Genomic DNA, 23,399 nt, shown 5'->3' on the forward strand with positions numbered 1-23,399 from the left:
AAATGCGCAGTGCAAGGTTTATCTGGATAATCGCGGTGGCTGATTTTACGACGGCTTCGCCGCCGGACGCAGCCTTCGGCAGCTGCTACAAAATCAAAATCAGCTTCGCCGAGCTCAGCGCTGGCTCAACCAGAAGTCATGCAGCGCCCGGGCCGCAGGGGCAATGGCGGCAACGCTTTGCTGGTGGGCGGCAACGTCGAGGTCGTCGGGCAGTTCGAAGTTGTCCTGCTCGGCGCAGTCGGCGATGGCCTGGAGCAAGCGTGCTTGCGGCGCCGGAAGTGCTGGCCAGTTGCTGATGGCCACCGCACGGGTGTAACCAAAACACCATTCTTCCGCCAGGGTTACATCCTGGCCCAGATGTTCGGTCTGCTCGAAACGCGGAACAAATGCGCTGCTGTCCTCAGCCAGTTGCCGGGCCAGGGTATTGATATGGCGAACGCTCAGTTCGATGAACTGTTTGGCTTCCTCAGGGTTTTCCCAGGCCGGGTTCTGACCGCCCCAGATTGCCGGGAACCAGTCGGCGATATCGACCTGAGTCGGGCTTGAAACCAGTGCGGTGAAATAACCGTCGAGCTCCGAAGGGTTGAGCACGGAGTGATCGTCGCCGTATTTGAGCAGCGTGTTTTCGATCACGTCAAAGTCGCTGGCGTTCAGGGGTTGCGATTGCATGTTCGGGCTCCTTGGTGTGGCGGCAAAACGGGCAGTCTGCGGCAGACTCAGTCCACCGAAACAATAGACTCGAGTTCAAAGTATTTAAAGCCAGCCTTGGCCAGGGCTTTTTTCGCCTCTTGCTCGGCGTTGAATCGGCTCAAATCCTTGGAGTCATGGACAAACAGGCTTTCATCGCCGTCAAACACCTTGGTCACCCGCATGGTGACGCGCAGGACAGGCCCGCTGCGCTTTTTCGGCACAGGTGATGGCGCTTTGGCAGGTGCCGCAGCTTTTTTCGGAGCAGGGATGGTTTTGGCAGGAGCCGGTTCAACTTCAGGTTGAACCGGGGCAGCAGGCAGATCAAGGCCGAGCGCTCTGCGCATGTCGTCCTCGGTGAATCCGGCACTCATTGGTATGACTCAGTTAATTTAAAAGACGCGCTTATAGGGCAGAGATTCGGGTTATGGCAAGCGAATTTGTTCATATGCCGCAAAATATGACCTTTTCCGGGGTTAAAGCCCTTGTTCAGAGCCGATTCAGGGGTCGCTAAACAAGCCGTGACCATCCAGCAGTTTCCAGGCAATTTCTGGTCGTTTCTCCAGCGCCCGGCGGATGGCGGCCGGGATTGCCTGTCGGGTTTTTCGGCACAGGCCCGGTTGCTCGGCGAGGTGTATCGCAATGCCTCGCATGGTACGCACTTCTGTGACGCCGGGGTCGATCAGCACTTCAATGCCCAGTTGCTCGTGCATGCGGCGCTGCATATGTTCAAGATCGTCGAAGCTTTTCAGGTTTTCCAGCCGCTCGATCAGCACTTTCTCGGCCTGACGCGTGAGGTTGAGGATGCGCAGGTCGGTGCCAGGTGTCGCCAACAGTTGCTCCCGCTCGCAGATGCAGGCGCCGGGTGGGCAGGGTGAGCGCAGCGACGCAGAAGAAGTCATCAGGCTCAGCATAGCTGCCCCGGGATTTAGTCGTCCAGACGCAGGGCCATGATCACGGTGCGCTCGTCCCCATGGAACTCGTCGCGTACTTTCGCAAAGCCCAGTTGCGCGTAGAAGGACTCGGCCGTAAGCGAGGAGGGTACCCGCAGCTCTTGAATCTGCGCAACAATGGCCGCCTCCTTGATGCGTGCCATCAATTGCTGGCCTATGCCTCGGCCCTGATGGCCCGGATTGACGAACACACTGCGCACCACCGCGTGATCCAGGCTGGCAGTTCCCACTACATGGTGTTCGTGTACGGCCACGTACATCTGGCGCTGCTGCATCAACTTCAGAATCTCGGCCGGGCAGAAGTTCTGCCCGATCCGGGCGATCACCTCGGGGGAATAGTCCCGGGCATTGGATTCGCGCAAGGCGGCAATCACCACCTTGCTGATGGCCTGGGCATCGCCCGGTGTGGCGCGGCGAATCAGGTACTGCATACACACTCCTTTAGGTTATGCGTCAGCGCTGTTGGCCAGAATGGCGGCATACAGCAGGCGGTCAATGTTGGCGCCGCTCAGGATCAGTGCAACCCGGCGCCCTTTTTGCCTTGAGCGCTCGCTGATCAGGCCGGCCAGCGCGGCGGCGCCTGCGCCTTCAGCGGTGTTATGGGTGGTTTCATGGTAGACCCGAATCGCATGGGCGATCTGCTGGTCGGACACCCGAATCACCCGCGCCGCGCCCTTGGCAATAATTTCCAGCGCCTCGGGCAGCGGTTGGCGACAAGCCAGCCCGTCAGCAAACGTGTGGGCCGACTCGGTGCAGACCACACGGCCCTGCTCGACACTTTGCGCATAAGCATCGGCGTGCGCAGACACCACACCGACAATCTCGGTCTTCAGGCCCAGCAAGTCGCGCGCCTGGATCAGCCCGCAAATGCCCGAGCCCATGCCGATGGGGACATACACTGTGTCCAGTTCTTCCACTGCTTCTAGCAACTCCAGCGCATAAGTGGCCACGCCGCGAATCAGGTCGGGATGGAAGGCGGGGACCAGGTGCAATTTATAAGTGTGCGCCAGCACCGCCGCATGGGTGCGGGCCTCGTCAAAATCCTTGCCGCATTCAATCACGGTAGCGCCGAGGGCACGCATGGCGGCATTCTTTTCCACCGAGTTGCCTTCCGGCACCACGATCCGGATTGGAAGGCCTACGCTGCGCGCTGCCAGTGCGAGGCTCTGGCCGTGATTGCCGCGTGTGGCTGTGACCAGGCCTTTGGTGCCCGGTTCGCGGGCCAGCAACCCCTGCACATACAACAGGCCGCCGCGCACTTTGAAGGCACCGGTGGGCGTGTGGTTTTCATGCTTGACCCATACCGTGCAACCCATGAGTTCGGTCAGCAAAGGCCAGGCCAGTTGCGGTGTGGGCGCCAGGGTCTGGTGCACGGTATGGGCTGCAAGGCGAAGGGCATTCAAATCAAACATGGCACACCGTCATCGAGGGATTTGACTCGATTCTAGGCACGACGCATTGTATGGGCCGACCCTTATATTGCATGGCCAACAATAAATGTGGATGCCAACCCTCAATGACACAGACCAGCCGCGCTATCTTGCGCTGGTCGATGCAATCACCCGGGCCATCGCCTGCGGCGAACTGCAACCCGGTGCACGTTTGCCACCCCAGCGGCGTCTGGCCTGGGCGCTGGGCTGGAACCCCAGTACCACGATGCAGGCTTATCGCGAGGCGGCCAGGCGGCATCTGGTTTCGGGTGAGGTAGGGCGTGGTACCTATGTGCTGGCCAGCAGCCAGGAGGCGACGCTGTTCAGGCTGCAACACGCCGATGAGCAGACACCCCGTATCGACCTGCGAACCAACCTGCCCGCCATTGACCATCTTGGCGAAGAGGATGGGTTGGCCTTGTCCTGGTTGCTCGACAGTAACCAGGCGATCCGCTTGCAGGGTTATTTGAGCGCTGCGGATCTGTTGCAGGCACGGGCACAGGGCGCGGCCTGGCTCAAGGGCCGCGGGCTGGACTTGAGCGTGGACAACATCATGCTCTGCACCGGCGCCCAGCAAGGGCTGTTTACGGTGCTGCTGTCGTTATGCCAGGCAGGCGATGCGGTACTGGTTGAAGCCTTTACTGCGCCGGGAATCAAGGCTGCCTGCGCACAGTTGCGTTTGCCCATGCATGGCGTCGCGATGGATCGGGAAGGGATCCTGGCGCAGGACTTTGACCGGATGATCCGCGCCACGGGTGCGCGGGTTGCCATACTGACCCCGACCCTGCAAAACCCGACTTCGGCGGTGATGAGCGTTGAGCGCAGGCTGGCGATTGCCGATATTGCCCGACGCCATGGTGTGCAGGTGATTGAAGACGATGTCTATGGTGCGCTGACCGATAGCCCGCCGTTGTACCGCTTTTTGCCCGAGCTCGCAGTGCTGGTCACCAGTTTGTCCAAGACCGTTGCGGCGGGAGTGCGCCTGGGCTGGATTGTGGCTAACCCACAGCTGCTGGCGCGTATTGATCCCTATGCGCAGTCGGCGCACTGGGGGGTATCGCCGCTGTGCCAGGCCATCGCCTGCCAATGGATCAGTGATGGCACAGCACAAGCGCGGCTGGAGTGGCAAACCCTGGAAGTGAGCCGGCGCTGGCGTCTGGCAAAAAAGTTTTTGGGGGCTGCGATGTATCAGACAGAGACGCCATCACCGCATATCTGGGTGACTGTGGAAGACGGCGCCGAGGCCTGTCGCGCCGTTGGCGTTGAGGTGGTGCCGGCGGATGTATTTGCGGTGAAGTCCAGCGCTGGCCATGCGGTGCGCATCAGCCTGACGGCGGCTGCCAGTGTCCAGGCTTTGAAAGTGGCGCTGGAAAGGATTGCGGGTTTGCAGCCCTCTGCAGGAGGGAGAGGGAACAGGCCGCAACCAGCAAACAAACTTTAGCGTCTCCCAATCAAGTCCCCTCTCCCTGCCGCAGCGCGTTAGGGTGAGGGGCTTTTCATCTGGCTAACCAAGGAACCCCTATGCGCAGAGAAATCGGCTACTGGCACCGCGAAGGTCGCGAATTGTTCTACTACCTGGAATTCAAACCTGAAACCGCCGAGTTCTACCTGACCTGCGAACACACGCCCGCCGAAGGCGAGGGCAGTGTGCGCTCGGTATTGCTCAGTGAGGCTCGCGGCGAGCGCTACTACGAAGATGCGCTGTTGATCATCAAAGAGGAACTGTTCAAGCAATACACCCTCTGAAGGTTGCTGGCAAAACCTGCCATGCGCTGGTCACGCCGAGCATGGGCTTGTGCAAAGCACGGTTTTCCCTGCGGTTCACAGCCTGAAGTCCAGGGACTTCAAAGGCTGGGCTGAAGAAATCGATCAGGTGACCCGTTCGCCGGAATCCCTGGCCTTATCTTGGCACTTCGCTGAGCTGCAGGACCCAGGTAATCGCCTGCGCCTTGTCATCCCATACATATCTCAAATGCTGGCCTTGAACCGGTAGTGAAAGTGCCGGAGGGCGAAACGTAGCCACGCATTCGTGGCCGGTCAGGCGCACGCTGTTGTACAGCAGGCCCCAGGCGCCATCTGCCCGCAATGGCCGGGCGAAGGCCTGGGGCAGGCCATATCGGGCAGGTGAAGGATCGTGCAGTCGGGCAACGCCACGTATATCGATCATCGGCTTTACCACGCGATTGATATAGGTGCGCAGGGTGATTTCAATACTGGCTTCCCGGGTGGCCCGCCAGAATTGTTCCTGATGAAAGCAGGTCTCAGCAATGGCGGCCTCGAGGCTATTGGCACAGTAGTACACACCATAAGTGCCATCGGTAAAACGACTGGCCCGGCCAATATGGGTAAAGGCGGCCATTATCGGTGTCGAGCCTTCGCCGCACAGACGGTCTTCTGGCGTTACCCGTTGCAGCACGCCTGCCTGGTCACGCAGGCGGTCATTGGTCAGGCTTTCGAGGGCGAAGGCGATTTCAAGATCTGCTGGATCCAGGGTGTCTTCAAATACCGAGATGGGCGGGAAGGCGCTATTGATGATGCGGTAAGCCTTGGTCCATTCAGGCAGCACTGCATCTGGCATCAGCCGCGTACTCCATCCAGATAACGACGCACGTCTGCCAGATCGACCACCTGACCGGCGAGCATGTAGCCCAGGGCGCTCTGGCCATTAAAGGGCGCTGCTGAGTTGGGTTTGTGTACCCATTCGTAGGCCCGCTCAGGCTTGTTGCTGAACAGGATGCGCAGAGCTTTGTGTACGCCCATCAAGTACGAAATGCGTTCCAGAGTGTCGTGGGGCAAGCGCACGCTCGGCAGTTTTTTGTATTTGAAGTAGGTGGTATTACCTATGGCGCCGAGCAGGGTGCACTGTTGATCCTTGGTGCAACCCCAGTGCTCCATCAGGCTGAAGAAAAAGGTCAGGGCAACACGACCTGCATCGCCGCTGGTGATGTCGGGCTCAGGATTTTGGGCGACTAGATGCATGACTGCCTCCGATACAGGTATAAATCCAGCCTACTCCGGATATGAATAAATTCAAGACGACCGTTCGTAACTGAATGTTTGCCCCAGTGGCCCGGCAGTGAGTTTTTGCCCCGTGGGGGATTGCCTGTGCGTTGGTCTGTCAGTCTTTGTCTGTCAGTGAAGTTTTCGTGCCGCTCCACGCTAAGCACACCGCCCGGGCATGATCTACGCTTTACTAATGAAGGCTTTCAAAGCTGGAATTTTCAATGCGTAGCCCATCTGAAAACAGCCTGCACACTGCGTTGAAAGCCTGCCGGGAAAGCTTTCTCTCCGTTGGTTTTTTCAGCTTCTTTATCAATGCGTTAATGCTGGTTCCCACGTTCTATATGTTGCAGGTCTATGGGCGCGTGATCACCAGCGGTAGCCTGACCACCCTCAGCATGTTGACGCTGATCATGACCGGTCTGGTGATCACCCTCGGCTGCCTTGAGTGGACCCGATCACGGATCATGGTCCGGGTCAGCAACCGCCTGGACATGCTGCTCAGCCGCCAGGTCTACAAGGCCAGTTTCAAGCGGGCCCTGGAAAGCGGCGGGATGGACGCCTCGGCCCAACCGCTGAATGACTTGACCGGCTTGCGTCAGTTTCTCTCCGGTAACGGCTTGTTTGCCTTTTTTGATGCCCCCTGGCTACCCATCTATATCGCCGTGATGTTTATGTTTCACCCCTGGTTTGGCTGGGTGGCGACGGGCAGTGCGCTGTTGTTGCTGTTGCTTGCGTTTGTTAATGAAAGATTGACCGGGCCGACGCTGGCCCAGGCCAACAAGGAGCATATTGGCGCTTCGCTCTACACCACGAAAAACCTGCGCAATGCCGAAGTCATCGAATCCATGGGCATGCTTGAAACCTTGATGGACCGTTGGTGGACCCGGCAAAAAAATGTGCTGTTGCTGCAATCCCGGGCCAGCGATAAAGGGGCCATGATCAGCACCCTGTCCAGGTCGTTCCGGATTCTGGTGCAATCGCTGATTCTCGGACTGGGGGCCTATCTGGCCGTTGATCATCAGGTGGGGGCAAGGCTGGTGTTTGCCGGGTCGGTGCTGCTGGGCCGGGCACTGGCACCCATTGATCTGATTATCGGCAGCTGGAAAGGCTTTATTGCGGCGCGCTCGCAGTACGCCAGGCTTAACGCGATCCTGGCCAGCCAACAGGCTCAGCCCGAGCGCATGTCATTACCGGCGCCCAAGGGCGACGTGCAGGTTGAGAACCTGACCGTTGCGGCTCCCGGCTCGAATATTGCCATCATCAAGAACATCAGTTTCAGTGTGCCGGCCGGTTGCGTGGTCGGCATTATCGGCCCCAGTGCGGCGGGCAAGTCTACCCTCGCCAGGGCGCTGCTGGGCATCTGGGCACCGCTGCAAGGTGTGGTGCGCCTGGATGGCGCGGATATCAGCGCCTGGGATAAACATGAACTGGGGCCCCATATCGGCTACTTGCCCCAGGACATCGAGCTGTTCGAAGGCAGCGTCAGCGACAACATTGCCCGTTTTACCCGGGTCGATTCCGAGAAAGTCATTCTTGCGGCCACCACGGCCGGTGTTCACGACATGATCCTGTTGTTGCCCGATGGCTACGACACCGTGATTGGTGGTGACGGCGTGGTACTTTCCGGCGGGCAGCGCCAGCGCATAGGGCTGGCTCGCGCCCTATACGGCAGCCCGCGGCTGATCATCCTCGATGAGCCCAATTCCAATCTCGACGAAGTCGGTGACCGAGCCCTGATAGCTGCCCTTCACAGGATCAGGCTGTCAGGTGCCACCCTGTTTGTGATTACCCATCGCACCAATATTGTGTCCCAGCTTGACCGGCTCATGGTGATGAGCAACGGCGGCCTCAGTCTGTTCGGGCCGCGTGAGCTCGTGCTGACGGAGCTCAACGCACAGCAGGCGCCAAAACAGACCATGCAGGCTGAAACCGCCATGGCTGCGGTGGCTAACGGCAAGGACGGTTCCGATGAACCCCATGATCCCAATTCCATCAACTGACAACTTTGCCGAACTGACCACTTGAGCGATCGAAAAATCCGACGCCTGGGTTTTGTCATTGTGGTGCTGACTTTCGGCGTGTTCGGCACCTGGGCTGCGTTCGCGCCGCTTGATGGCGCGGCCTATGCACCGGGTGTGGTGACCGTGCAGGCGTATCGCAAAACGGTACAGCACCTTGAAGGCGGCATCGTCAAAGAGGTGCTGGTACATGACGGTGATACCGTCAAACAGGATGACCCGCTGATCATTCTCGACGATACGCCGCTGCGCTTCGAATACCAGATGACCCGTGGGCAACTGATTGCCGCCAAAGCCATGGAAGCCCGGCTTGTGGCAGAGCGCGACAATCTGCCCGAGATTGCTTTTGCTCCGCTGGCCACAGCCGACATCCAGCGGGGCGGCGAAGCGCGCCAGGGCGAAATCCGGGTATTCAACGCCCAGCGAGGCTCGCGCCTGGGGCAGATTGCCGTGCTGCAAGAGCTCATTGACCAGTTGAATGAACAGATCAATGGCACCCAGGCGATTATCGGCGCCAAGGGGCATCTGGACAGGTCCTACAGTGGTGAAATTGTCGAATTGACTGACCTGCTGGCCCAGGGCTTTGTCGACAAACAGCGTCTGCTCGAGCAGGAACGCAAGCGCCAACTGCTCAGGTCGGAAGTGGTCGAGCACCGTTCCGCAATCACCACCAGCCGCTTGCAGATCAATGAAACCCGGCTGCAGATCCTGCAGATCGACAAGGACTTCAATGCCGAAGTGGTCAAGCAACTGGCAGAGGTCCAGAGCAAAATTTACGACCTGCAGGAGCGCGCCAGCGCCCTGGAAGACCGCCTGGGCCATATCGTGATTCGTGCCCCTGAAGCGGGCATGGTGATCGACATGACCGTGCATACGATTGGCGGCGTGGTGCGCCCGGCGACCCCGTTGCTGGACATCGTACCGTCAGTGTCGGGGCTGGTTATTGAGGCCCAGGTGGCGCCGGTGGACATTGATCGTGTTGCCATCGGCAGGCGTGCCGATATTCGTTTTGGCGCGTTCAACAGCGCCACCACACCGGTGATCGAAGGCGAGGTCAACAGTGTTTCGGCAGACCGGCTGATCAATGAAAAAACCGGGGCCGGTTATTACCTCGCCCGGGTCAAGGTGACCAAAGCCGGTGAGCACACCCTGGGGGAACGCAAGTTGCTGCCGGGCATGCCGGCGGACGTGTTGATCATCACCGGGCAGCGCACTCTGCTGCACTACCTGATGCAACCGGCGCGCAATGCCCTCTCACAATCGATGATTGAGGAGTGATCATGCAAGTGACTGCACGCGTGCTGGGTGGTTTGTTCGGGCTTGCCGCGGGGGTTGCCCTTGCGCAAGGCGCAGTGCCAGCGGCGCAAGGGGTCAGCGCATCGACATTCACCACTGACCTGATGCAGTTGTATCGCGAGGCCCGTTTGCAGGACCCGCGAATATTGGCCTCCCGTGCGCGGGCGCAAGCAGGGCAGGAGTACCAGCGTGAAGCCATGGGCACCCTGTTGCCGCAGGTATCGCTCAACGCCGGGGTCAACCGGATTCACCAGGAAAACGAGCTGGTGCAGCAGAGTTTCGACAGTGAAGTCTACAGTCTGGATTGCGTCAGTATCTGTACAACAAGTCCACCTGGGAGAATTACCAGAAGTTCAAAAGCATGGCCAAACAGTCCGATTCCGAAGCTCTGGAGGCTCAGTCCGAGGCCACGGTAGAGCTGGCCCGGCGGTACTTCACGGTATTGGCCGCCGAAGATGAACTCGAACTGATTCAGGCCGAGCTGCGTACCACGCAAAAAAGCCTGGACCGGGTCAACGCGCTGTACGCCAAACAGCTGGCCCTGATTACCGATCAGCTGGACCTCAAGGCCCGTGTCGACGGCCTGGCGGCGCAGGTCCTGGATGCCCGTAACCAGGTCAGCGTCAGTCGCGCAGCGCTGGCCGAGATCGTCGGACGGCCGGTCAAGGAGAAGCTCAGTCGCGTGCGCGACGATGTGCAGTTACGGGTTTCGACGCAGAGCCTGGAAAGCTGGGTGCGCGAAGGGATTGCGCAAAACCCGGCACTCAAGGCCAATGAAAGCGGGGTAGAGGTGGCTGGCGCGGCCTTGCGTAGCGGCAAGGGCGGGCACTATCCGACTCTGAGCCTGACCCTCAGCGCGCAGCAGTCCAACGAAGGCTATAACAATGCCCTGGTGCCGCGCACCGACAGTTATGTGGCCGGGATCGGCCTGCAGGTACCGATATACAGCGGCGGCTCGACCTCGGCACGGGTGCGCGGACTGTATCAGGATCAGATCGCGGCCGAGCAACAGCTGGAGTCGGTACAGCGGCGGGTGGTCAAGGAAATCACCAGCGCCTACCTGACGGCCGATACCAGCGCAGAGAAGATCAGCGCCAGTCGCCATGCCCTGGCTTCAGCACAGCTGTCCAGAGCCGCCGCAGAAAAAGCGTTCGGTTACGGGATGGTGAATGCCGTCGATGTGCTGACCAGTGTGCGTAACGAATACCGGGCTCATCGGGATTTGCTCAAGACCCAGTACGACTTCGTCACCAATGTCATTACGCTCAATCGCTGGGCGGGCAAGCCACCTGGTGAAAGTGTCGCAAGCGTGAATCTGTGGCTGAATCCTGGCAGTCCGGCGGCGGACATTGCGGATCCGCGATAACGCCATTTAATTGACCTTGTGCTTATCTGTTAACCTGGTGTTACACCATCTGTCTGTTTTTTTGACACGCATGATGCCTGTCATACATGTCGCGTCCCCCCTGCAGCACGCCTAAGGCCTTGATTTGCGTAGTCTGCTGGCCGCATGCAGGAATAAACACGAGGTGCCTGATTAAAAAACGGATTGCCCGATTGCCGTTCTGGCAGGCGGGGCAGCACGCAGGTCTGTCCTAGACTTACCAGACAGCCCGAGGAAGAACATCAACAGGCGCAAGCTATTGATAAGTACTCCTGATTGTTTTTGCTTCTACTCGAACGGGCAGCGGGTAGAGGTGATTAATGGTTCAAGGGAGTCAGGAAGGTAATGCCCCCCCTCAGAAAACCCATACGTGTGATGCTAATCGACTGTCGCCCGCTTGTTCTCAGAGGTCTTCACGACTTGATCAATGCCAGGAAGCCTCAAATGGAAGTGAGTGGCCAGGCCACCACCTATACCCATGCGCTTGACCTTGCCGATCAGTTACGACCCCATGTCATATTTTTTAGCTTCTTTCCGGACGCGCTGAACCCGCTGGCGGTCATCACCCAACTCACCCGCAGTACCGGGATTAAAGTGCTGGTGCTCAAAGGGCTGTACGAGGTCATACCCGCAACCCAGGCAATGGAAGCGGGTGCTCGTGGCATCGTACTGGCGGAAGACCCGACCGAGTCGATCATCCTTGCCATCATCAAGGTCCACCATCGAGACACCGGGCTCAACAGGGCCTGGACCGGCGGCCTGTGCGACTATGCTGCGAGCGGGCATACGGCCTTGAAACACAATCTGGAACTGGAGAAACAATCGCGTCTGACCTTGCGCGAAAGAGAGCTGATTCGCGCCATCGTGGGTGAGCCCTCGGCCAAGTACATGAGCATCGCCGGAAGCCTGGGCATCAGCGAGCACACCGTGCATAACCATCTGAGCAACATTTACCAGAAGCTTGACCTGATCAACCGTACGGACTTGCTGATGTACGCAATCAAGCACGGGTTGTTTGACAGCAAATAAAGGCCCGACAAAAAAGGCCTGGCTCCTTGTGGGAGCCAGGCCTTTTTACCTGTTGCGACATTTACACAATGTCAGTCGGGGCGATATCCGTCACACCCACCAACTTGATAATGCCGGTGATCCCCGTGCCATCACCGTCGTATGCCAGATAGCCGTCGCCTCCAACGACGCCAAAGTAGTAGTTGGTGGTGCCATTGAGCGCCGTATCGGCGGCGGTGATAAAGGCTGCCACGTTGGCCGCGGGGGCCGCCACTTCCATATAGTTCGCCCCTGTGCCTGCGGTCGGGAAGTTCAGCGTGTCCACCCCGGAAGTGAAGCCGGAGGAGATCACTGTCGTTGCCGCAGTCAGTGAGCTATCGGTATCCAGGCCGCTGAAGTTGAAGGTGTCGGCCCCCACACCACCGGTGAAGGTTTTGTCCCCTTCGATGGTCACATTCAGGGTCTGGGCTGCGGTTGAATCGGCATCCGCATCCGTCACCACGACGTTGAAGGCCAGATGGGCATCCGGGGTGGTCGAGGTGACAAAACCCAGGTCAGTGATCTTGATCACATCGCCATCCCAGGTTCCCGCTTCACCGGCTTCTACAGGGTTGCTTTTACTGCCCTCGCCGGACTCGTTGCTGAAGGTCAAGGTGTTGCCAGTACTGGCCCCGCTGACGCCCACATTGCCATTGAGGTTGTAGCCGCTACCGCTGACACCCTCGGTGGAATCCAGCACCTGCAGGCCCTGGATCAGGTAGTTCTCGCTGCCGAAGTTGTAGTCGTTGCTCTCGATAATCACCGCACCGTCGTTCTGATCCAGGGTGATCCCGTAGGCTGCGGGGTTGGCAATCGGATGGAAGTTATTGGGTGAAGTCGAGGCGTTTTTTATGATGATGTCTTCGCTGTCGACAATGATCGCCCGGGTGATCTGGCTGTTGTCGTCAGGATCGATCAGTTTGAGCACCAGTACCAGGTCCTCGCTGCCGATGCCGTCGAACTTGACGTAGATCCCTTTGCTGGTGGCTGTGGGCGCTGCGGCTGTATCACCGAACGGGCTGGCGGTGAAGAAGTCCAGGTCCATTACCTCGCCTTGCTGGATGGTGTCACCGGCCACGCCGGCGGCGGTCCCGGAAACACTGACCCAGGAGGTTGCGGCAGAGAACAGCTCACCGGGCACGAAGGCGCTGTTGCCACCGGCCATGATGTTATTGGCACCGGTGCCTGAACCCTGTTCGGCGAAACCGCTGAACTGCACAAAGAAGTCGTCGGCCAGCTTGGCCACTGACACCGGCGGTTGCTGGTTGATTGGCGTTGTGCCGCCAATGTTGTAGCCGGTGAAGCCTTGTGCTGCGGAGGTTTTCAGGATGCTGAAGCTGTCGATATCGTCCGTCAGGCTCAGCGTGTAGGTGTCTGCCACCTTGTCAAAGGTCATGGTGCCGGTTGCGTTGGTCAGCGCGCCCAGCGTCGGGTTGTTGGAAACATAGGTGAAAGAGAGGTTGAACACCGCACTGGTGTCTGACTCCGAGGCCCATGTCACCACTTTGTTGCTGATGGCGGTGGTGCCCACCGTGCTGTCTCCCATGCTCACGGACAGGTCGCTGTTTGCAGAGCTGTAGACCGTCCCCAGGCGCTCATCCGCGCCGATGTCGTAGGCGAATACGCCAGTGCCGCCAGGAGTCGGGTTGCTGGAGTTGGCATAAACCACATTGGACTTGGCGGTGACCACGGGCGAGTCGTCATCCACGGTAATCAGCAGGCCGTTGGCGGCGGCCGTGATGCTGTCGCCGTCATAGTCCGTGGCGTTGATCGCTGTGCCCAGAGCGATGTTCAGGTCGTTCTCGTTCAGGCCGGCGGCATGGTCGAGTTGATCGAGCAGCATAAAGGCATAGGCCCCTGTCGCCGCTTGCACGCTGAAGGTGAACACCGAATTGCCGGCCCCGGCAGAAGCGGTCAGCAACCAGGTGTTGCTGCCCGCGTCATAGGCAGTGGCATAGGTCACGTTGACCCCGCCGCTTTTCAGGCCCAGTGCCGTCAGGCCGTTGGTGGTCAGGGAATAACTCAGCGGCTCGTCTGCGCCGGACTGGAACAGGGCGCTGACATTGCCGCTGGCCAATACGATTTCCCCGGCCACGTCCCCCGTACCGCCCGGGATACCATCACCGGGGCCAGAGTCGGCCGCGCCTTCAAGTACACCGTCTTCGTCCACCGTGCCGGTGAGCAGATTGATCGATGCGACCGGGGTGTCGTCGTTCACGGTGATTACCAGGCCGTTGGCCGCTGCCGTCACGCTGTCGCCGTCAAAGTCGGTGGCGTTGAGGGTGGTGCCGAGGGCGATGGTCAGATCATTCTCGTTCAGGCCGGCGGCATGGTCGAGTTGATCCACCAGAGTGAAGGCATAAGCACCCGTGGTTGCATGCAGGCTGAAGGTGAACACCGTATTGCCAGCTCCGGCCGAGGCCGTCAGCAGCCAGGTGTTGCTGCCTGCGTCAAAGCCGACCGCGTAAGTGACGGCCACGCCGCCGCTCATCAGGCCTAGTGCTGCCATACCGGTGGTGGTCAGCGAATAGCTCAGGGCTTCGTCTGCACCCGACTGGAACAGGGTGCTGACATTGCCGCTGGCCAATACGATTTCCCCGGCCACATCCCCGCTACCACCGGCGATGCCATCGCCGGGGCCGGCGTTAGCCGTGCCTTCCACCACACCGTCCTCGTCCACCGTACCGGTGAGCTGATTGACCGTGGCGACAGGGGTATCATCGTTCACCGTGATCACCAGGCCGTTGGCGGCTGCCGTTACCGTGTCGCCATCAAAGTCGGTAGCGTTGATGGCGGTGCCAAGGGCGATGGTCAGATCGTTCTCGTTCAGGCCGGCGGCATGATCGAGTTGATCCACCAGGGTAAAGGCATAGGCGCCAGTGCTTGTGTGCAGACTCAAAGTGAACACCGTATTGCCTGCTCCGGCTGATGCAGTGAGCAGCCAGGTGCTGCTGATGGCATCAAAGGCGACCGCATAGGTCACGGTAACCCCGGCGCTTTTCAGCCCCAGGGCTGACAGGCCATTGGTGGTCAGCGAATAGCTCAGTGGCTCGTCCGCACCGGAGGCAAACAGGGTACTGACATTGCCGCTGGCAAGCACGATTTCCCCGGCCACATCACCTGTGCCGCCTGCGATACCATCACCTGGGCCAGCGTTAGCCGCACCTTCGAGCACACCGTCTTCGTCCACCGTCCCTGTTAGCTGGTTCAGTGTGGCGATCGGGATGTCGTCATCCACGGTGATTACCAGTTTTTGCGCCGTAGCGGTGACCGAGTCACCATCCTTGTCAGTGACCTTGAACACCGAACCCAACTGCAGCAGCAGTTCGTTTTCGCTGTTGTCGCCACCCACGGTATCCGGGTGGTCGAGTTGATCGAGAAGGGTGAAGGTATAGCTGCCGTCAGAGGTATTGGTCAGCTCCAGCTTGAACACCGCGCGGTCAGTGGCGGCGACGTATTCAGCAGCGGCACCGACATAGCCCCACAGGGTGTTGCCGATCACGTCATATTTCACCGCCTCGCCCTTGGAGGCCAGCGCCACCGCAGTCGCGGCGCTGTCAACTACTTGCACGCCGGAAGTGTCGTTGGACAAGGAGTAGCTTGCCGGCGCATCGGCTCCGGATGTGAACACCGTGGCCACAGTGCCGGAGGCCGATGCCGGAACCAGCAAGCCCGCGTCGCCGACACCGCCGTCGATACCACCGGCCAGGCTGTCTTCATCCACCAGTGCCGTTACCGGCAGCCCCGCGGCGGCAGGGCCGTCGTCTTCAAAGTTAAACAGGCTGCCGACTTCCTGAGGCACGGCCACCACATTGGGCAGATGGAAACCGCCGATATCAAACGTGGAGTTGCCGGTGCCGCTGTTTTCAATTACCACGCGATTGTGGGTGCCATCAACGGTGTATTGCAGGGAGAAGTTGGCTTCGAAGCCGACAATCGTTGCGGTGCGGTCAAGGCCGCCATTGCTGGTGTTGAAGGTCACACTGATGCTGCCGAGCGTGGTGTTGGTCGTGACCCCGGTCAGACCGGCGATGGCAACACCATTGGCACCGATCACCGTGATACTGGCTATATAGCCAAGATTGTCTGCCCCGTTTACCGCATGGCCATTACCGTCAAGCAGGCCGTCATAGTAAGCCGATCCGACCTCCAGGCCGGTGGTAAAGGCGCTGATAGTGGCCGCACAGGTTTTCGGGGGGGTGGCCTGGGCGATGACAATGGTTGCGCCGCTTGCCGCGAAGAGCCCGCCAAACAGGATGTTGCTTTCGTTGGTCGCCTCACCATGGGTCAGGTCTGGCACGGTGTAACGCGCGTCCGGGTTGCTCACAAAACTGAAGATCATGCCTTCGCCAGCCTTGATCCCCTGGCTGTTGGTGCCGATGGTGGTAGGGCCGGCACCCTGGCTGGTATTGACGGTGTCGGCCTGATTGGCAGGTACCTGATCCGGGTCCATGCCGGTAACGATCAGGCCGGTGGTACTGCCACCTGCCTTGAACATCAGAAAGCCGTTCTGCCCGGAGGGCAAACCGGCGAAATCAAAAGCCAGATCCTGGCTGGCGGTTACCCAGAGGTGGTTGGTCATGTCGACCACATCATCGGGGTTGGCGGTGTCCGGGTGCAGCAGCGGTTCTTGCTGCACCATCCAGACCTTGGCCCCGGTTGCTGTCTGTTCAAGATAGGCGGCGAAAATAAGGGTGCCGCCCGGATCTGCCAGGTCGTCCTCGGGTGCGGGTGTCGCCCCTTCAGTGCCGGCACGGCCCAGCACGATATTGTTGGTCGTGTCCGTATAAAGAAAGATTCTGGTGCCATCGAGGGTATACAGGCCGCTCCAGTCCGAGCCGCTGTTGGCGTTGGTCGGGTCGCCCAGCGCCTTGCCCTGGGCATCGGTAAAGGCCAGGTCCGCGTAGGTGCCGGTGATGGTGATCAGGTCGGCACCGCTGTTGCCGGCGGCGCCGGTATAGCCACTCAGCGCCGCATTCTTGACCGGTGTGGCGCCCAGCAGAGTGAACAGGCGGGACTCGAATGCGAAGGGCAGGTCGCCGGTATCATCGGTACCATTGATGGCCGCGACGGTGATGTCGTTATCGTTGATATCCTCGATATCGGTGGAGGTGGCGGCATTCTGCAAACCGCTCGTTTCATCGACCGTGATACTGCTGTTCAAGATGATAGCCATGACGCTCTCCTGGCTGATTCCGGTCACAGAGCTGACCGCTGGGGATTTATTGCGACAGATCTCAACTATGGGTTTGTGCGCCAGGTTGCGCATCGGCCGATACTCCCAGGCGGTCTGGGAGTATCGGCCTATCAGGGTGGGGAAACAGGAGAGCTGAGGCAGGAGCTTTTTCACCTGCCTACGGTTAGCATTGCGCCTTATAAATACACAAGAAACGGATCGAATCTTGACCGAACGACGTCAATTCAGCACCGGCATGAAGGGCAAGAACCTTCGCTACCTCAAAGACAGTGCCATAGAGCCAGGGCCCATGGTGCGTACCGGTTTTGTGTTGCTGGAGCATTTCTCGCTGCCGGCCTTCACCCAGGCGCTGGACACCATCATTACCGCCAACCTGCTGCGTGCCGGTTTGTTTTCTTCGCGCACCTATGGCTTGAGCGACGGTGAGGTGGTCAGCGATCTGGGTTTGGTGATCCGTCCCGATGCCTGTATTGATCCGGCGATGATCCATGAACTGGACCTGCTGGTGATCTGTGGGGGGTACCGGACCGAGTTGAAGCTCAACGATGAATTGAGCAGCCTGCTCAGGGCGGCTGCGCGTGCGGGTATCACGCTGGGCGGGTTATGGAACGGCGCCTGGTTTCTCGCCAGTGCCGGCGTGCTGGACGGTTATCGTTGCGCGATCCACCCCGAGCATCGCCCGGCACTGACCGAAGTGGCCAAGGCAGCGCAGGTCACCAGCGAACCCTATGTTATCGATCGTGACCGGATGACCGCCTCCAGTCCTGCCGGAGCCTTCCAGATGGCTCTGGGCTGGATCAAAAGCCTGCATGACAAGGCACTGGTGGAAGGCATCGAGGATATTCTGGCGTTCGAGGAGTCACGCTACCGACGGATCAAACCGGCGGAAAATATCTGCGTCAGTGCGCCCTTGCGCGAAGTGGTCAAGCTGATGGACGCCAATCTCGAGGACCCTCTGGAGCTTGAACAGCTTGCGGTTTATGTCGGCCGGTCCAGACGTCAGCTCGAGCGCCTGTTCAAGGAGCAACTGGGTACCACGCCGCAGCGCTATTACCTGGAACTGCGCATCACTGAAGCGCGGCGGTTGCTGCAGCACACCGAGCTGTCTCAAGTCGATGTCCTGGTGGCATGCGGGTTTGTCTCGCCCAGTCATTTCAGCAAGTGCTACAGCGCCTATTTCGGCTATCGACCATCCAAGGAAGTGCGCCTGGTCAAATAACTCAGCCCGGCACAGTGCCGATCCTTGACTATGCTGTGGGCACTTACTGCGCAGGCAGATGCTCTGGTTAGAGGGGTTGGGATGATTTCAGAATGGGAAATGATTGGCCGTTTGCTGCTGGCAGCGGTGCTCGGCAGCTTGATTGGCTTGCAGCGCGAGCATCAATTCTGGACAGCAGGTTTGCGGACGCACATGTTGGTGGCGACCGGGGCATGCTTGTTTATGACCGTGTCGGCATTTGGTTTCCAACAGGCGCTGACCCAGCCGGGCACGCAACTGGATCCTTCGCGGATTGCTGCGCAAATTGTCACCGGCATCGGCTTTCTCGGGGCCGGGTCGATCATGATGCGCGGTGAAGTAATCAAGGGCTTGAACACGGCGGCGAGCCTGTGGGCAGTGGCGGCCATCGGCATGTCCATTGGCGGCGGGATGTATGTGCTGGGTGTGGCTGCGACCGTGCTGATTCTGGCCATTTTGATTGCCATCGGGCCGATCGAGCACCGTTATCGCGATTATATAAAGGTCCATGTGATCAAGCTGGTGGCCCCTCTTGGGGTGGTGAATCGCCAGAGCCTTGAGGAGTTTCTCGGTGAGGATGCTGCGCGACTCAAGCAGGTGGTGGTTGAGCAGGGGCCGGACATGGGGACCGAGAGCATCACGGTGGAGTTCAAAAGAACCAGCCGGGTTGAGACGGCAGAGCTGTTGAAGCGGATTTTGACCATTCCGGATGTCAGGGAAGAGCAGGCGCCGCATTAATTCAAGGCCTGTTGCCCTGGGTTGTAGCCTGCAAATCAATACCCAGGGAGTGCATCACTTTGATCACGGTTTCAAAGCGGGGCTTGGCACCCGCAGCGAAAGCCTTGTACAAACTGGCACGACCAAGCCCGGTGGCATTGGCTATTTGCCCCATGCCACGAGCTTTTGCAACGTAGCCAACGGCGCGGATCAGTTCGTCAGTGTCACCGTCGGCAAGCACTTGAGTCAGGTATTCACTGATGGCCTCATCGCTGTTCAGCAGCTGTGCCATGTCGAAGGGCAGTAGCGTAGTGGTCATGTTAAATCTCCTTTGCCATTTTATGCGCCTGGCGGATATCGCCAGGCTGTGTGGACTTGTCACCCCCGGCCAGCAAAATCACGATCGAGACCTCGCGCAAGGTGAAATACACCCGATAGCCTGCGCCGATATCAATGCGCAGCTCAGATACGGCATTGCCCACGGATTTGAAGTCACCCAAGTTGCCGGTTGATACCCGGTCAATTCTTCGGGCGATGGCGATCCGTGCACGCATGTCTCTTAAATTCAGCAGCCAATCAGCAAAAATTATGGTTTGCCGTATCTCGTGGTTCATTAATGATTGTCTCCATTTGGAGACGATTTGCAAGCCTTGTTATATGCCAGCATGATTTGCTCCGATGAGTGGTTGCGGCGTGGGTGGTGGTCTCGAAAAAGACTAGCCACCGGCCTTCATCGCAGCAGGACAAATATGTGAGCGGCCATGACAAACCATGCCCTTGATGCAGGCGACTACGCGGGCAGGGCGATGGCTGGTGTTTGACGCACCGTCACAGCCCACGCAGTTGGTGGACACCGCCACCGATCAGCCGCTGGCCTTGATGCAACCGGTGGCTGCGGATGGTCGGGTGATTGAGCCCGGGCAAACCCGGGTAAAAAAAACGAGGTGTGAAGTCTTGAGTCCTGCAGCCGCTGCGGCTTCAGAGTTCACACTCGGATCACGCTTGCACCTGTAGATACTCTGTTGCAGGTCAAGCCCTATTGTGGGAGCGAGCCTGCTCGCGAACGACCTTCGCGAGCAGGCTCGCTCCCACAGTTGCAGTGTTTCTGTAGTCGCTGCCGAGGAACGAAGGCTGCGAGTCAGCTGTTACAAAGAGCCCTTGACCGGTAACAGAGTAACTACAGGAATTTCGGTTAAAACTGCATCTCGGGCACATGCTCGGGGACGATCAGTTTGCCGGCGGTTTTGCTGACGATTTCTTCAACACTGACACCCGGGGCACGTTCTTTGAGAATGAAGGCGCCGTTGTCGATTTCCAGATAGGCCAGGTCGGTCAGCACGCGCTTGATGCATCCGGCGCCGGTCAGTGGCAGGCTGCAACGCGCCAGCAGTTTGGACTCGCCGTCCTTGGACGCATGGGTCATGGTGACGATGATGTTCTCGGCACCGGCCACCAGGTCCATCGCTCCGCCCATGCCCTTGACCAGTTTACCGGGGATCATCCAGGAGGCGATATTGCCCTGTACATCGACTTCAAATGCGCCGAGTACGGTCAGATCAATATGGCCACCCCGGATCATTGCGAAGGATTCTGCCGAGGAAAAAATAGACGCCCCGGTGCGCGCAGTCACAGTCTGCTTGCCGGCGTTGATCATGTCGGCGTCGGCTTCACCGACGCGGGGGAAGGCACCCATGCCGAGCAGGCCGTTTTCCGATTGCAGCATGACTTCCATGCCTTCGGGGATGTAGTTGGCAACCAGGGTCGGAATACCGATACCCAGGTTGACGTAGAAGCCGTCCTGCATTTCACGGGCGACGCGCTGTGCCATTTGTTCGCGGGTAAGAGCCATTTTTGTTCTCCGTGCTCAGGTTCAAAAGCTTGGGGCAGGGTGGGCAGAGGATCAGTCGCGCTCAGTGAGCTGTTCGATGCGTTTTTCAAACGTGCCGCAAATGATCCGGTCGACGTAGATGCCTGGGGTGTGGATCTGCGTCGGGTCCAGCTCGCCGGGTTCGACGATTTCTTCGACTTCGACCACGGTGATCCTGCCCGCCGTAGCGGCCAGCGGGTTGAAATTCTGCGCGGTGTGACGGTAGATTACGTTGCCGAAGTGATCGGCTTTCCAGCCTTTGACAATGGCAAAATCGCCGGTGATGGACTCTTCCATCAAATAGGCGCGCCCTTTGAATTCACGGGTTTCCTTGCCGTCGGCGACCGGGGTGCCGACCCCGGTAGCGGTGAAAAACGCCGGGATACCGGCACCGCCGGCGCGCATTTTTTCCGCGAGCGTACCTTGCGGGGTCAGTTCCACTTCAATTTCGCCGCTGAGCAACTGTTTTTCGAACAGGGCGTTTTCACCGACGTACGAGGCAATGACCTTGCGGATCTGACGGTCTTGCAGCAGTACGCCAAGGCCGAAACCGTCGACTCCGCAGTTGTTGGATACCACGGTCAGGTCACGGATGCCCTGGCGCTTGATCTCGTTGATCAGGTTCTCCGGGATGCCGCACAGGCCAAAGCCGCCAGAGATCACGGTCATGCCATCCTTGAGCCCGGCCAGGGCTTCTTCATAGGACGCCACACGCTTGTCGAAACCTGCCATATGCACCTCTTTTATTGTTCGCCGGCTGTGCTCAGCCATTGGTGATGAGTGTTACTGCGTATCATTGATTTGATAAGTTGATTTTTGCGTCGGATTAATAGATAAAACAAATCAATAAGCCTGAGGCCTGGCCATGACCGTAAAACAAATCCGTGCCTTTCTTGCGGTGGCCCAAAGCCTGAGTTTTGCCGTGGCCTGCGAACGTCTGCATTTGTCGCAGTCGGCCCTGAGCCTGACCATCAAGGCGCTGGAACAGGGCCTGGGCGGGCGATTGTTCAGTCGCACCACGCGCAATGTCGCCCTGACCCCGGAGGGCGAGTCGCTGTTGCCGCTGGCCCGGCGTTTGATTGCTGACTGGGACAATGTCGAAGACCAAATGCGCCAGCGCTTCACCCTGCAGCGCGGGCGCGTCACCCTGGCCGCCATCCCGTCGTTTTCGGGCAACTTGCTGCCGGCCATTGTGAAAAATTTTCGCGCGCGGCATCCCAAGGTCAACGTCACGGTCAACGATGTGATTAACGAACAGGTACTGGAGATGGTGCGTGACCGGGAGGTGGAGCTGGGTGTGGCTTTCGAGCCGGCGGGGGCTTCGTCGCTGACGTTCACCCCGCTGTATCTGGACCGTTTTGTCGCCGTGGTGCCCCGTGACTCGGCACTGGCCGGGCTTGACTTGATCGACTGGAAGACCCTGCTGGAACAGCCCTTTATCACTCTGCAACGACCGTCTGCGGTGAGGGTGCTGCTGGAAGAACACTTGCAGGCGCGGCAGATGAAATTGCCGGTTGAATTTGAAAGCCATCAGTTGGCCACGGTGGGCCGCATGGTCGCCAGCGGGCTGGGCGTGAGCGTGGTGCCGGCCCTGTGTGCCGAACAGATGCGTGAGCTGGGAGCCTGCTGCATCACCTTGCATGAGCCGGTGGTGGAGCGGGCCATTGGCGTTTTGACCAAGCCAGGCCATGAGCTTTCGTCGGCGGCCCAGGCGATGTTCGACAGCTTGTTGGAAAGAACCTGGTAATCGCGGTTGTGGGAGCAGGCTTGCTCGCGATGGCATCGACGCGGTTCAACCGCTATACCGCGCCGCCTGCATCGCGCGCAAGCCCGCTCCCCCAGATGAACCGCTAGGCCTCGCGTCCGGCTTTGTGCCCGGCGCTGATTGCGCCTTCGATATAGCCGATACTGTGGCAGTCGCCGATGCTGCTGGCGCTCAACCCCGCTCGGGTCAGTTCGTCGAGCAGTCCGGTATCGGGCTGGGCGCCGATGGCAAGTACCACGGAGTCGGCGTCACTCTGCGCCGAAGTGCCATCGGCCAGTTGATAGCGCACGCTGTGGCCGTCGATCGCCGTAACGCTGGCCCCGGTGATCAACTCGCCGCCATGCACACGAATTTCATGCAGCACCCGCCAGCGCCGCACAATGGCCAGCTCCCGGCCCAGGTGAGTACCGCTTTCCAGTACGGTGACCTGACGTCCGCGGGCAATCAAAAATTCCGCCAGCTCCAGGCCTACCAGGCCGCCACCGATAATGGTCACGCGCTTGCCCAGCGGCATCCACACCCGCGACAGTTTTTCCATGGCTTCACGGCTGTCAGTAACGCCAGTCAGGCTGCCGGCCTTCATCAGTGCACGCTGGGTGAAGGACAGTTTGCGTTTGGCTATTTCTTCAGCACGGTCACCCGTCATCAAACGGCGCAGCTCGTCGCCACTCCAGACATGGTCCTGATCGGCGCCGGGGATGGCCGGTGCCGCACGTTCGGCACCTACGGCCACCAGCACCTGGTCGGCACCCAGGTCGCGCAGCAGGGCAGGGCTGGCCAGGGTGTTGAGGCGGATAT

Annotated in this window: 21 protein-coding genes and 2 pseudogenes; 10 read left to right on the forward strand and 13 right to left on the reverse strand. The window is 59.4% G+C overall.

Annotation, left to right across the window (positions count from 1 at the left end; translation table 11 throughout):
- Nucleotides 1-114 precede the first annotated feature (114 nt).
- The 5 genes from GHO42_RS07330 to GHO42_RS07350 all read right to left on the reverse strand — a co-directional run bounded on the left by GHO42_RS07330 (nucleotide 115) and on the right by GHO42_RS07350 (nucleotide 3,052).
- Complete coding sequence (locus tag GHO42_RS07330; RefSeq protein WP_095000447.1) at nucleotides 115-669, reverse strand: UPF0149 family protein; 555 nt, start codon at nucleotides 667-669, stop codon at nucleotides 115-117.
- Between the two features lie 47 nt (nucleotides 670-716).
- A complete protein-coding gene (locus GHO42_RS07335; RefSeq protein ID WP_095000446.1) occupies nucleotides 717-1,061 on the reverse strand; it encodes a hypothetical protein in 345 nt (114 codons plus the stop codon).
- A gap of 126 nt (nucleotides 1,062-1,187) precedes the next feature.
- Nucleotides 1,188-1,589, reverse strand: coding sequence for a hypothetical protein (locus GHO42_RS07340; RefSeq protein WP_095000642.1), 402 nt, complete (start codon nucleotides 1,587-1,589; stop codon nucleotides 1,188-1,190).
- A gap of 26 nt (nucleotides 1,590-1,615) precedes the next feature.
- A complete protein-coding gene (locus GHO42_RS07345) occupies nucleotides 1,616-2,071 on the reverse strand; it encodes a GNAT family N-acetyltransferase (protein WP_095023559.1) in 456 nt (151 codons plus the stop codon).
- Nucleotides 2,072-2,086: 15 nt separating this feature from the next.
- Nucleotides 2,087-3,052 (reverse strand): threonine dehydratase, encoded by a 966-nt coding sequence (locus GHO42_RS07350; RefSeq protein WP_153326134.1) that lies wholly within the window; start codon nucleotides 3,050-3,052, stop codon nucleotides 2,087-2,089.
- 85 nt (nucleotides 3,053-3,137) lie between these two features.
- Here GHO42_RS07350 and GHO42_RS07355 point away from each other — a divergent pair, with 85 nt between their 5' ends.
- A complete protein-coding gene (locus tag GHO42_RS07355; protein WP_095000443.1) occupies nucleotides 3,138-4,511 on the forward strand; it encodes a PLP-dependent aminotransferase family protein in 1,374 nt (457 codons plus the stop codon).
- Nucleotides 4,512-4,591: 80 nt separating this feature from the next.
- The gene (locus tag GHO42_RS07360) at nucleotides 4,592-4,816 is read left to right on the forward strand and encodes a hypothetical protein (RefSeq protein ID WP_095000442.1); all 225 of its coding nucleotides are present in this window, start codon (nucleotides 4,592-4,594) and stop codon (nucleotides 4,814-4,816) included.
- Nucleotides 4,817-4,970: 154 nt separating this feature from the next.
- On the opposite strand, the gene GHO42_RS07365 is transcribed toward GHO42_RS07360, so the two are convergent.
- Nucleotides 4,971-5,648, reverse strand: a complete 678-nt coding sequence (locus GHO42_RS07365; protein ID WP_153326137.1) for an RES family NAD+ phosphorylase — start codon at nucleotides 5,646-5,648, stop codon at nucleotides 4,971-4,973.
- On the reverse strand, nucleotides 5,648-6,049 hold the full coding sequence (locus GHO42_RS07370) for an MbcA/ParS/Xre antitoxin family protein (protein WP_153326139.1): 402 nt from the start codon (nucleotides 6,047-6,049) through the stop codon (nucleotides 5,648-5,650). The genes GHO42_RS07365 and GHO42_RS07370 overlap by 1 nt, the downstream gene beginning before the upstream one ends.
- Nucleotides 6,050-6,294: 245 nt before the next feature.
- Here GHO42_RS07370 and GHO42_RS07375 point away from each other — a divergent pair, with 245 nt between their 5' ends.
- From GHO42_RS07375 to GHO42_RS07390, 4 genes and pseudogenes are all read left to right on the forward strand, one after another.
- Entirely contained in the window at nucleotides 6,295-8,073 is a 1,779-nt protein-coding gene (locus GHO42_RS07375) for a type I secretion system permease/ATPase (RefSeq protein ID WP_153326141.1), read from the forward strand.
- Nucleotides 8,042-9,369, forward strand: a pseudogene (locus GHO42_RS07380) (HlyD family type I secretion periplasmic adaptor subunit). Before GHO42_RS07375 ends, GHO42_RS07380 begins: the two are co-directional and overlap by 32 nt.
- 2 nt (nucleotides 9,370-9,371) lie before the next feature.
- Nucleotides 9,372-10,753, forward strand: a pseudogene (locus GHO42_RS07385) (TolC family outer membrane protein).
- A 363-nt stretch (nucleotides 10,754-11,116) separates the two neighbouring features.
- Nucleotides 11,117-11,800 (forward strand): response regulator transcription factor, encoded by a 684-nt coding sequence (locus tag GHO42_RS07390; RefSeq protein ID WP_095000436.1) that lies wholly within the window; start codon nucleotides 11,117-11,119, stop codon nucleotides 11,798-11,800.
- 61 nt (nucleotides 11,801-11,861) lie between these two features.
- Here GHO42_RS07390 and GHO42_RS07395 read toward each other — a convergent pair whose 3' ends face one another.
- On the reverse strand, nucleotides 11,862-16,994 hold the full coding sequence (locus tag GHO42_RS07395; protein WP_178114911.1) for a DUF5801 repeats-in-toxin domain-containing protein: 5,133 nt from the start codon (nucleotides 16,992-16,994) through the stop codon (nucleotides 11,862-11,864).
- Nucleotides 16,995-17,220: 226 nt separating this feature from the next.
- Here GHO42_RS07395 and GHO42_RS07400 point away from each other — a divergent pair, with 226 nt between their 5' ends.
- Both GHO42_RS07400 and GHO42_RS07405 read left to right on the forward strand, forming a co-directional pair.
- Nucleotides 17,221-18,234 carry a GlxA family transcriptional regulator gene (locus tag GHO42_RS07400; RefSeq protein ID WP_170943701.1) on the forward strand — a complete coding sequence of 338 codons (1,014 nt, stop codon included), beginning with the start codon at nucleotides 17,221-17,223 and terminating at the stop codon, nucleotides 18,232-18,234.
- Between the two features lie 81 nt (nucleotides 18,235-18,315).
- On the forward strand, nucleotides 18,316-18,990 hold the full coding sequence (locus GHO42_RS07405) for an MgtC/SapB family protein (protein WP_095000434.1): 675 nt from the start codon (nucleotides 18,316-18,318) through the stop codon (nucleotides 18,988-18,990).
- A gap of 1 nt (nucleotide 18,991) precedes the next feature.
- On the opposite strand, the gene GHO42_RS07410 is transcribed toward GHO42_RS07405, so the two are convergent.
- Both GHO42_RS07410 and GHO42_RS07415 read right to left on the reverse strand, forming a co-directional pair.
- Nucleotides 18,992-19,288, reverse strand: coding sequence for an addiction module antidote protein (locus tag GHO42_RS07410; protein ID WP_095000433.1), 297 nt, complete (start codon nucleotides 19,286-19,288; stop codon nucleotides 18,992-18,994).
- A gap of 1 nt (nucleotide 19,289) precedes the next feature.
- Entirely contained in the window at nucleotides 19,290-19,583 is a 294-nt protein-coding gene (locus tag GHO42_RS07415; RefSeq protein ID WP_153326246.1) for a type II toxin-antitoxin system RelE/ParE family toxin, read from the reverse strand.
- Between the two features lie 157 nt (nucleotides 19,584-19,740).
- Between GHO42_RS07415 and GHO42_RS26040 the strand changes: the two genes are divergently transcribed.
- Entirely contained in the window at nucleotides 19,741-19,983 is a 243-nt protein-coding gene (locus tag GHO42_RS26040) for a hypothetical protein (protein WP_256670587.1), read from the forward strand.
- Nucleotides 19,984-20,161: 178 nt separating this feature from the next.
- On the opposite strand, the gene GHO42_RS07425 is transcribed toward GHO42_RS26040, so the two are convergent.
- Together GHO42_RS07425 and GHO42_RS07430 are read right to left on the reverse strand one after the other, a co-directional pair.
- Nucleotides 20,162-20,818, reverse strand: coding sequence for a CoA transferase subunit B (locus tag GHO42_RS07425; protein ID WP_095000431.1), 657 nt, complete (start codon nucleotides 20,816-20,818; stop codon nucleotides 20,162-20,164).
- A 51-nt stretch (nucleotides 20,819-20,869) separates the two neighbouring features.
- Nucleotides 20,870-21,568: a CoA transferase subunit A gene (locus GHO42_RS07430; RefSeq protein WP_095018047.1), complete on the reverse strand. Its 699-nt coding sequence runs from the start codon at nucleotides 21,566-21,568 to the stop codon at nucleotides 20,870-20,872.
- Nucleotides 21,569-21,701: 133 nt separating this feature from the next.
- On the opposite strand from GHO42_RS07430, the gene GHO42_RS07435 reads away from it, so the two are divergent.
- The gene (locus GHO42_RS07435; protein ID WP_153326148.1) at nucleotides 21,702-22,583 is read left to right on the forward strand and encodes a LysR family transcriptional regulator; all 882 of its coding nucleotides are present in this window, start codon (nucleotides 21,702-21,704) and stop codon (nucleotides 22,581-22,583) included.
- 103 nt (nucleotides 22,584-22,686) lie between these two features.
- On the opposite strand, the gene GHO42_RS07440 is transcribed toward GHO42_RS07435, so the two are convergent.
- Nucleotides 22,687-23,399: FAD/NAD(P)-binding oxidoreductase (locus tag GHO42_RS07440; RefSeq protein WP_153384141.1), on the reverse strand; the 713-nt coding region annotated here is incomplete at its 5' end.

The sequence above is a fragment of the Pseudomonas sp. FSL R10-0056 genome (genome assembly GCF_009600105.1).
Lineage (GTDB): Bacteria > Pseudomonadota > Gammaproteobacteria > Pseudomonadales > Pseudomonadaceae > Aquipseudomonas > Aquipseudomonas bubulae.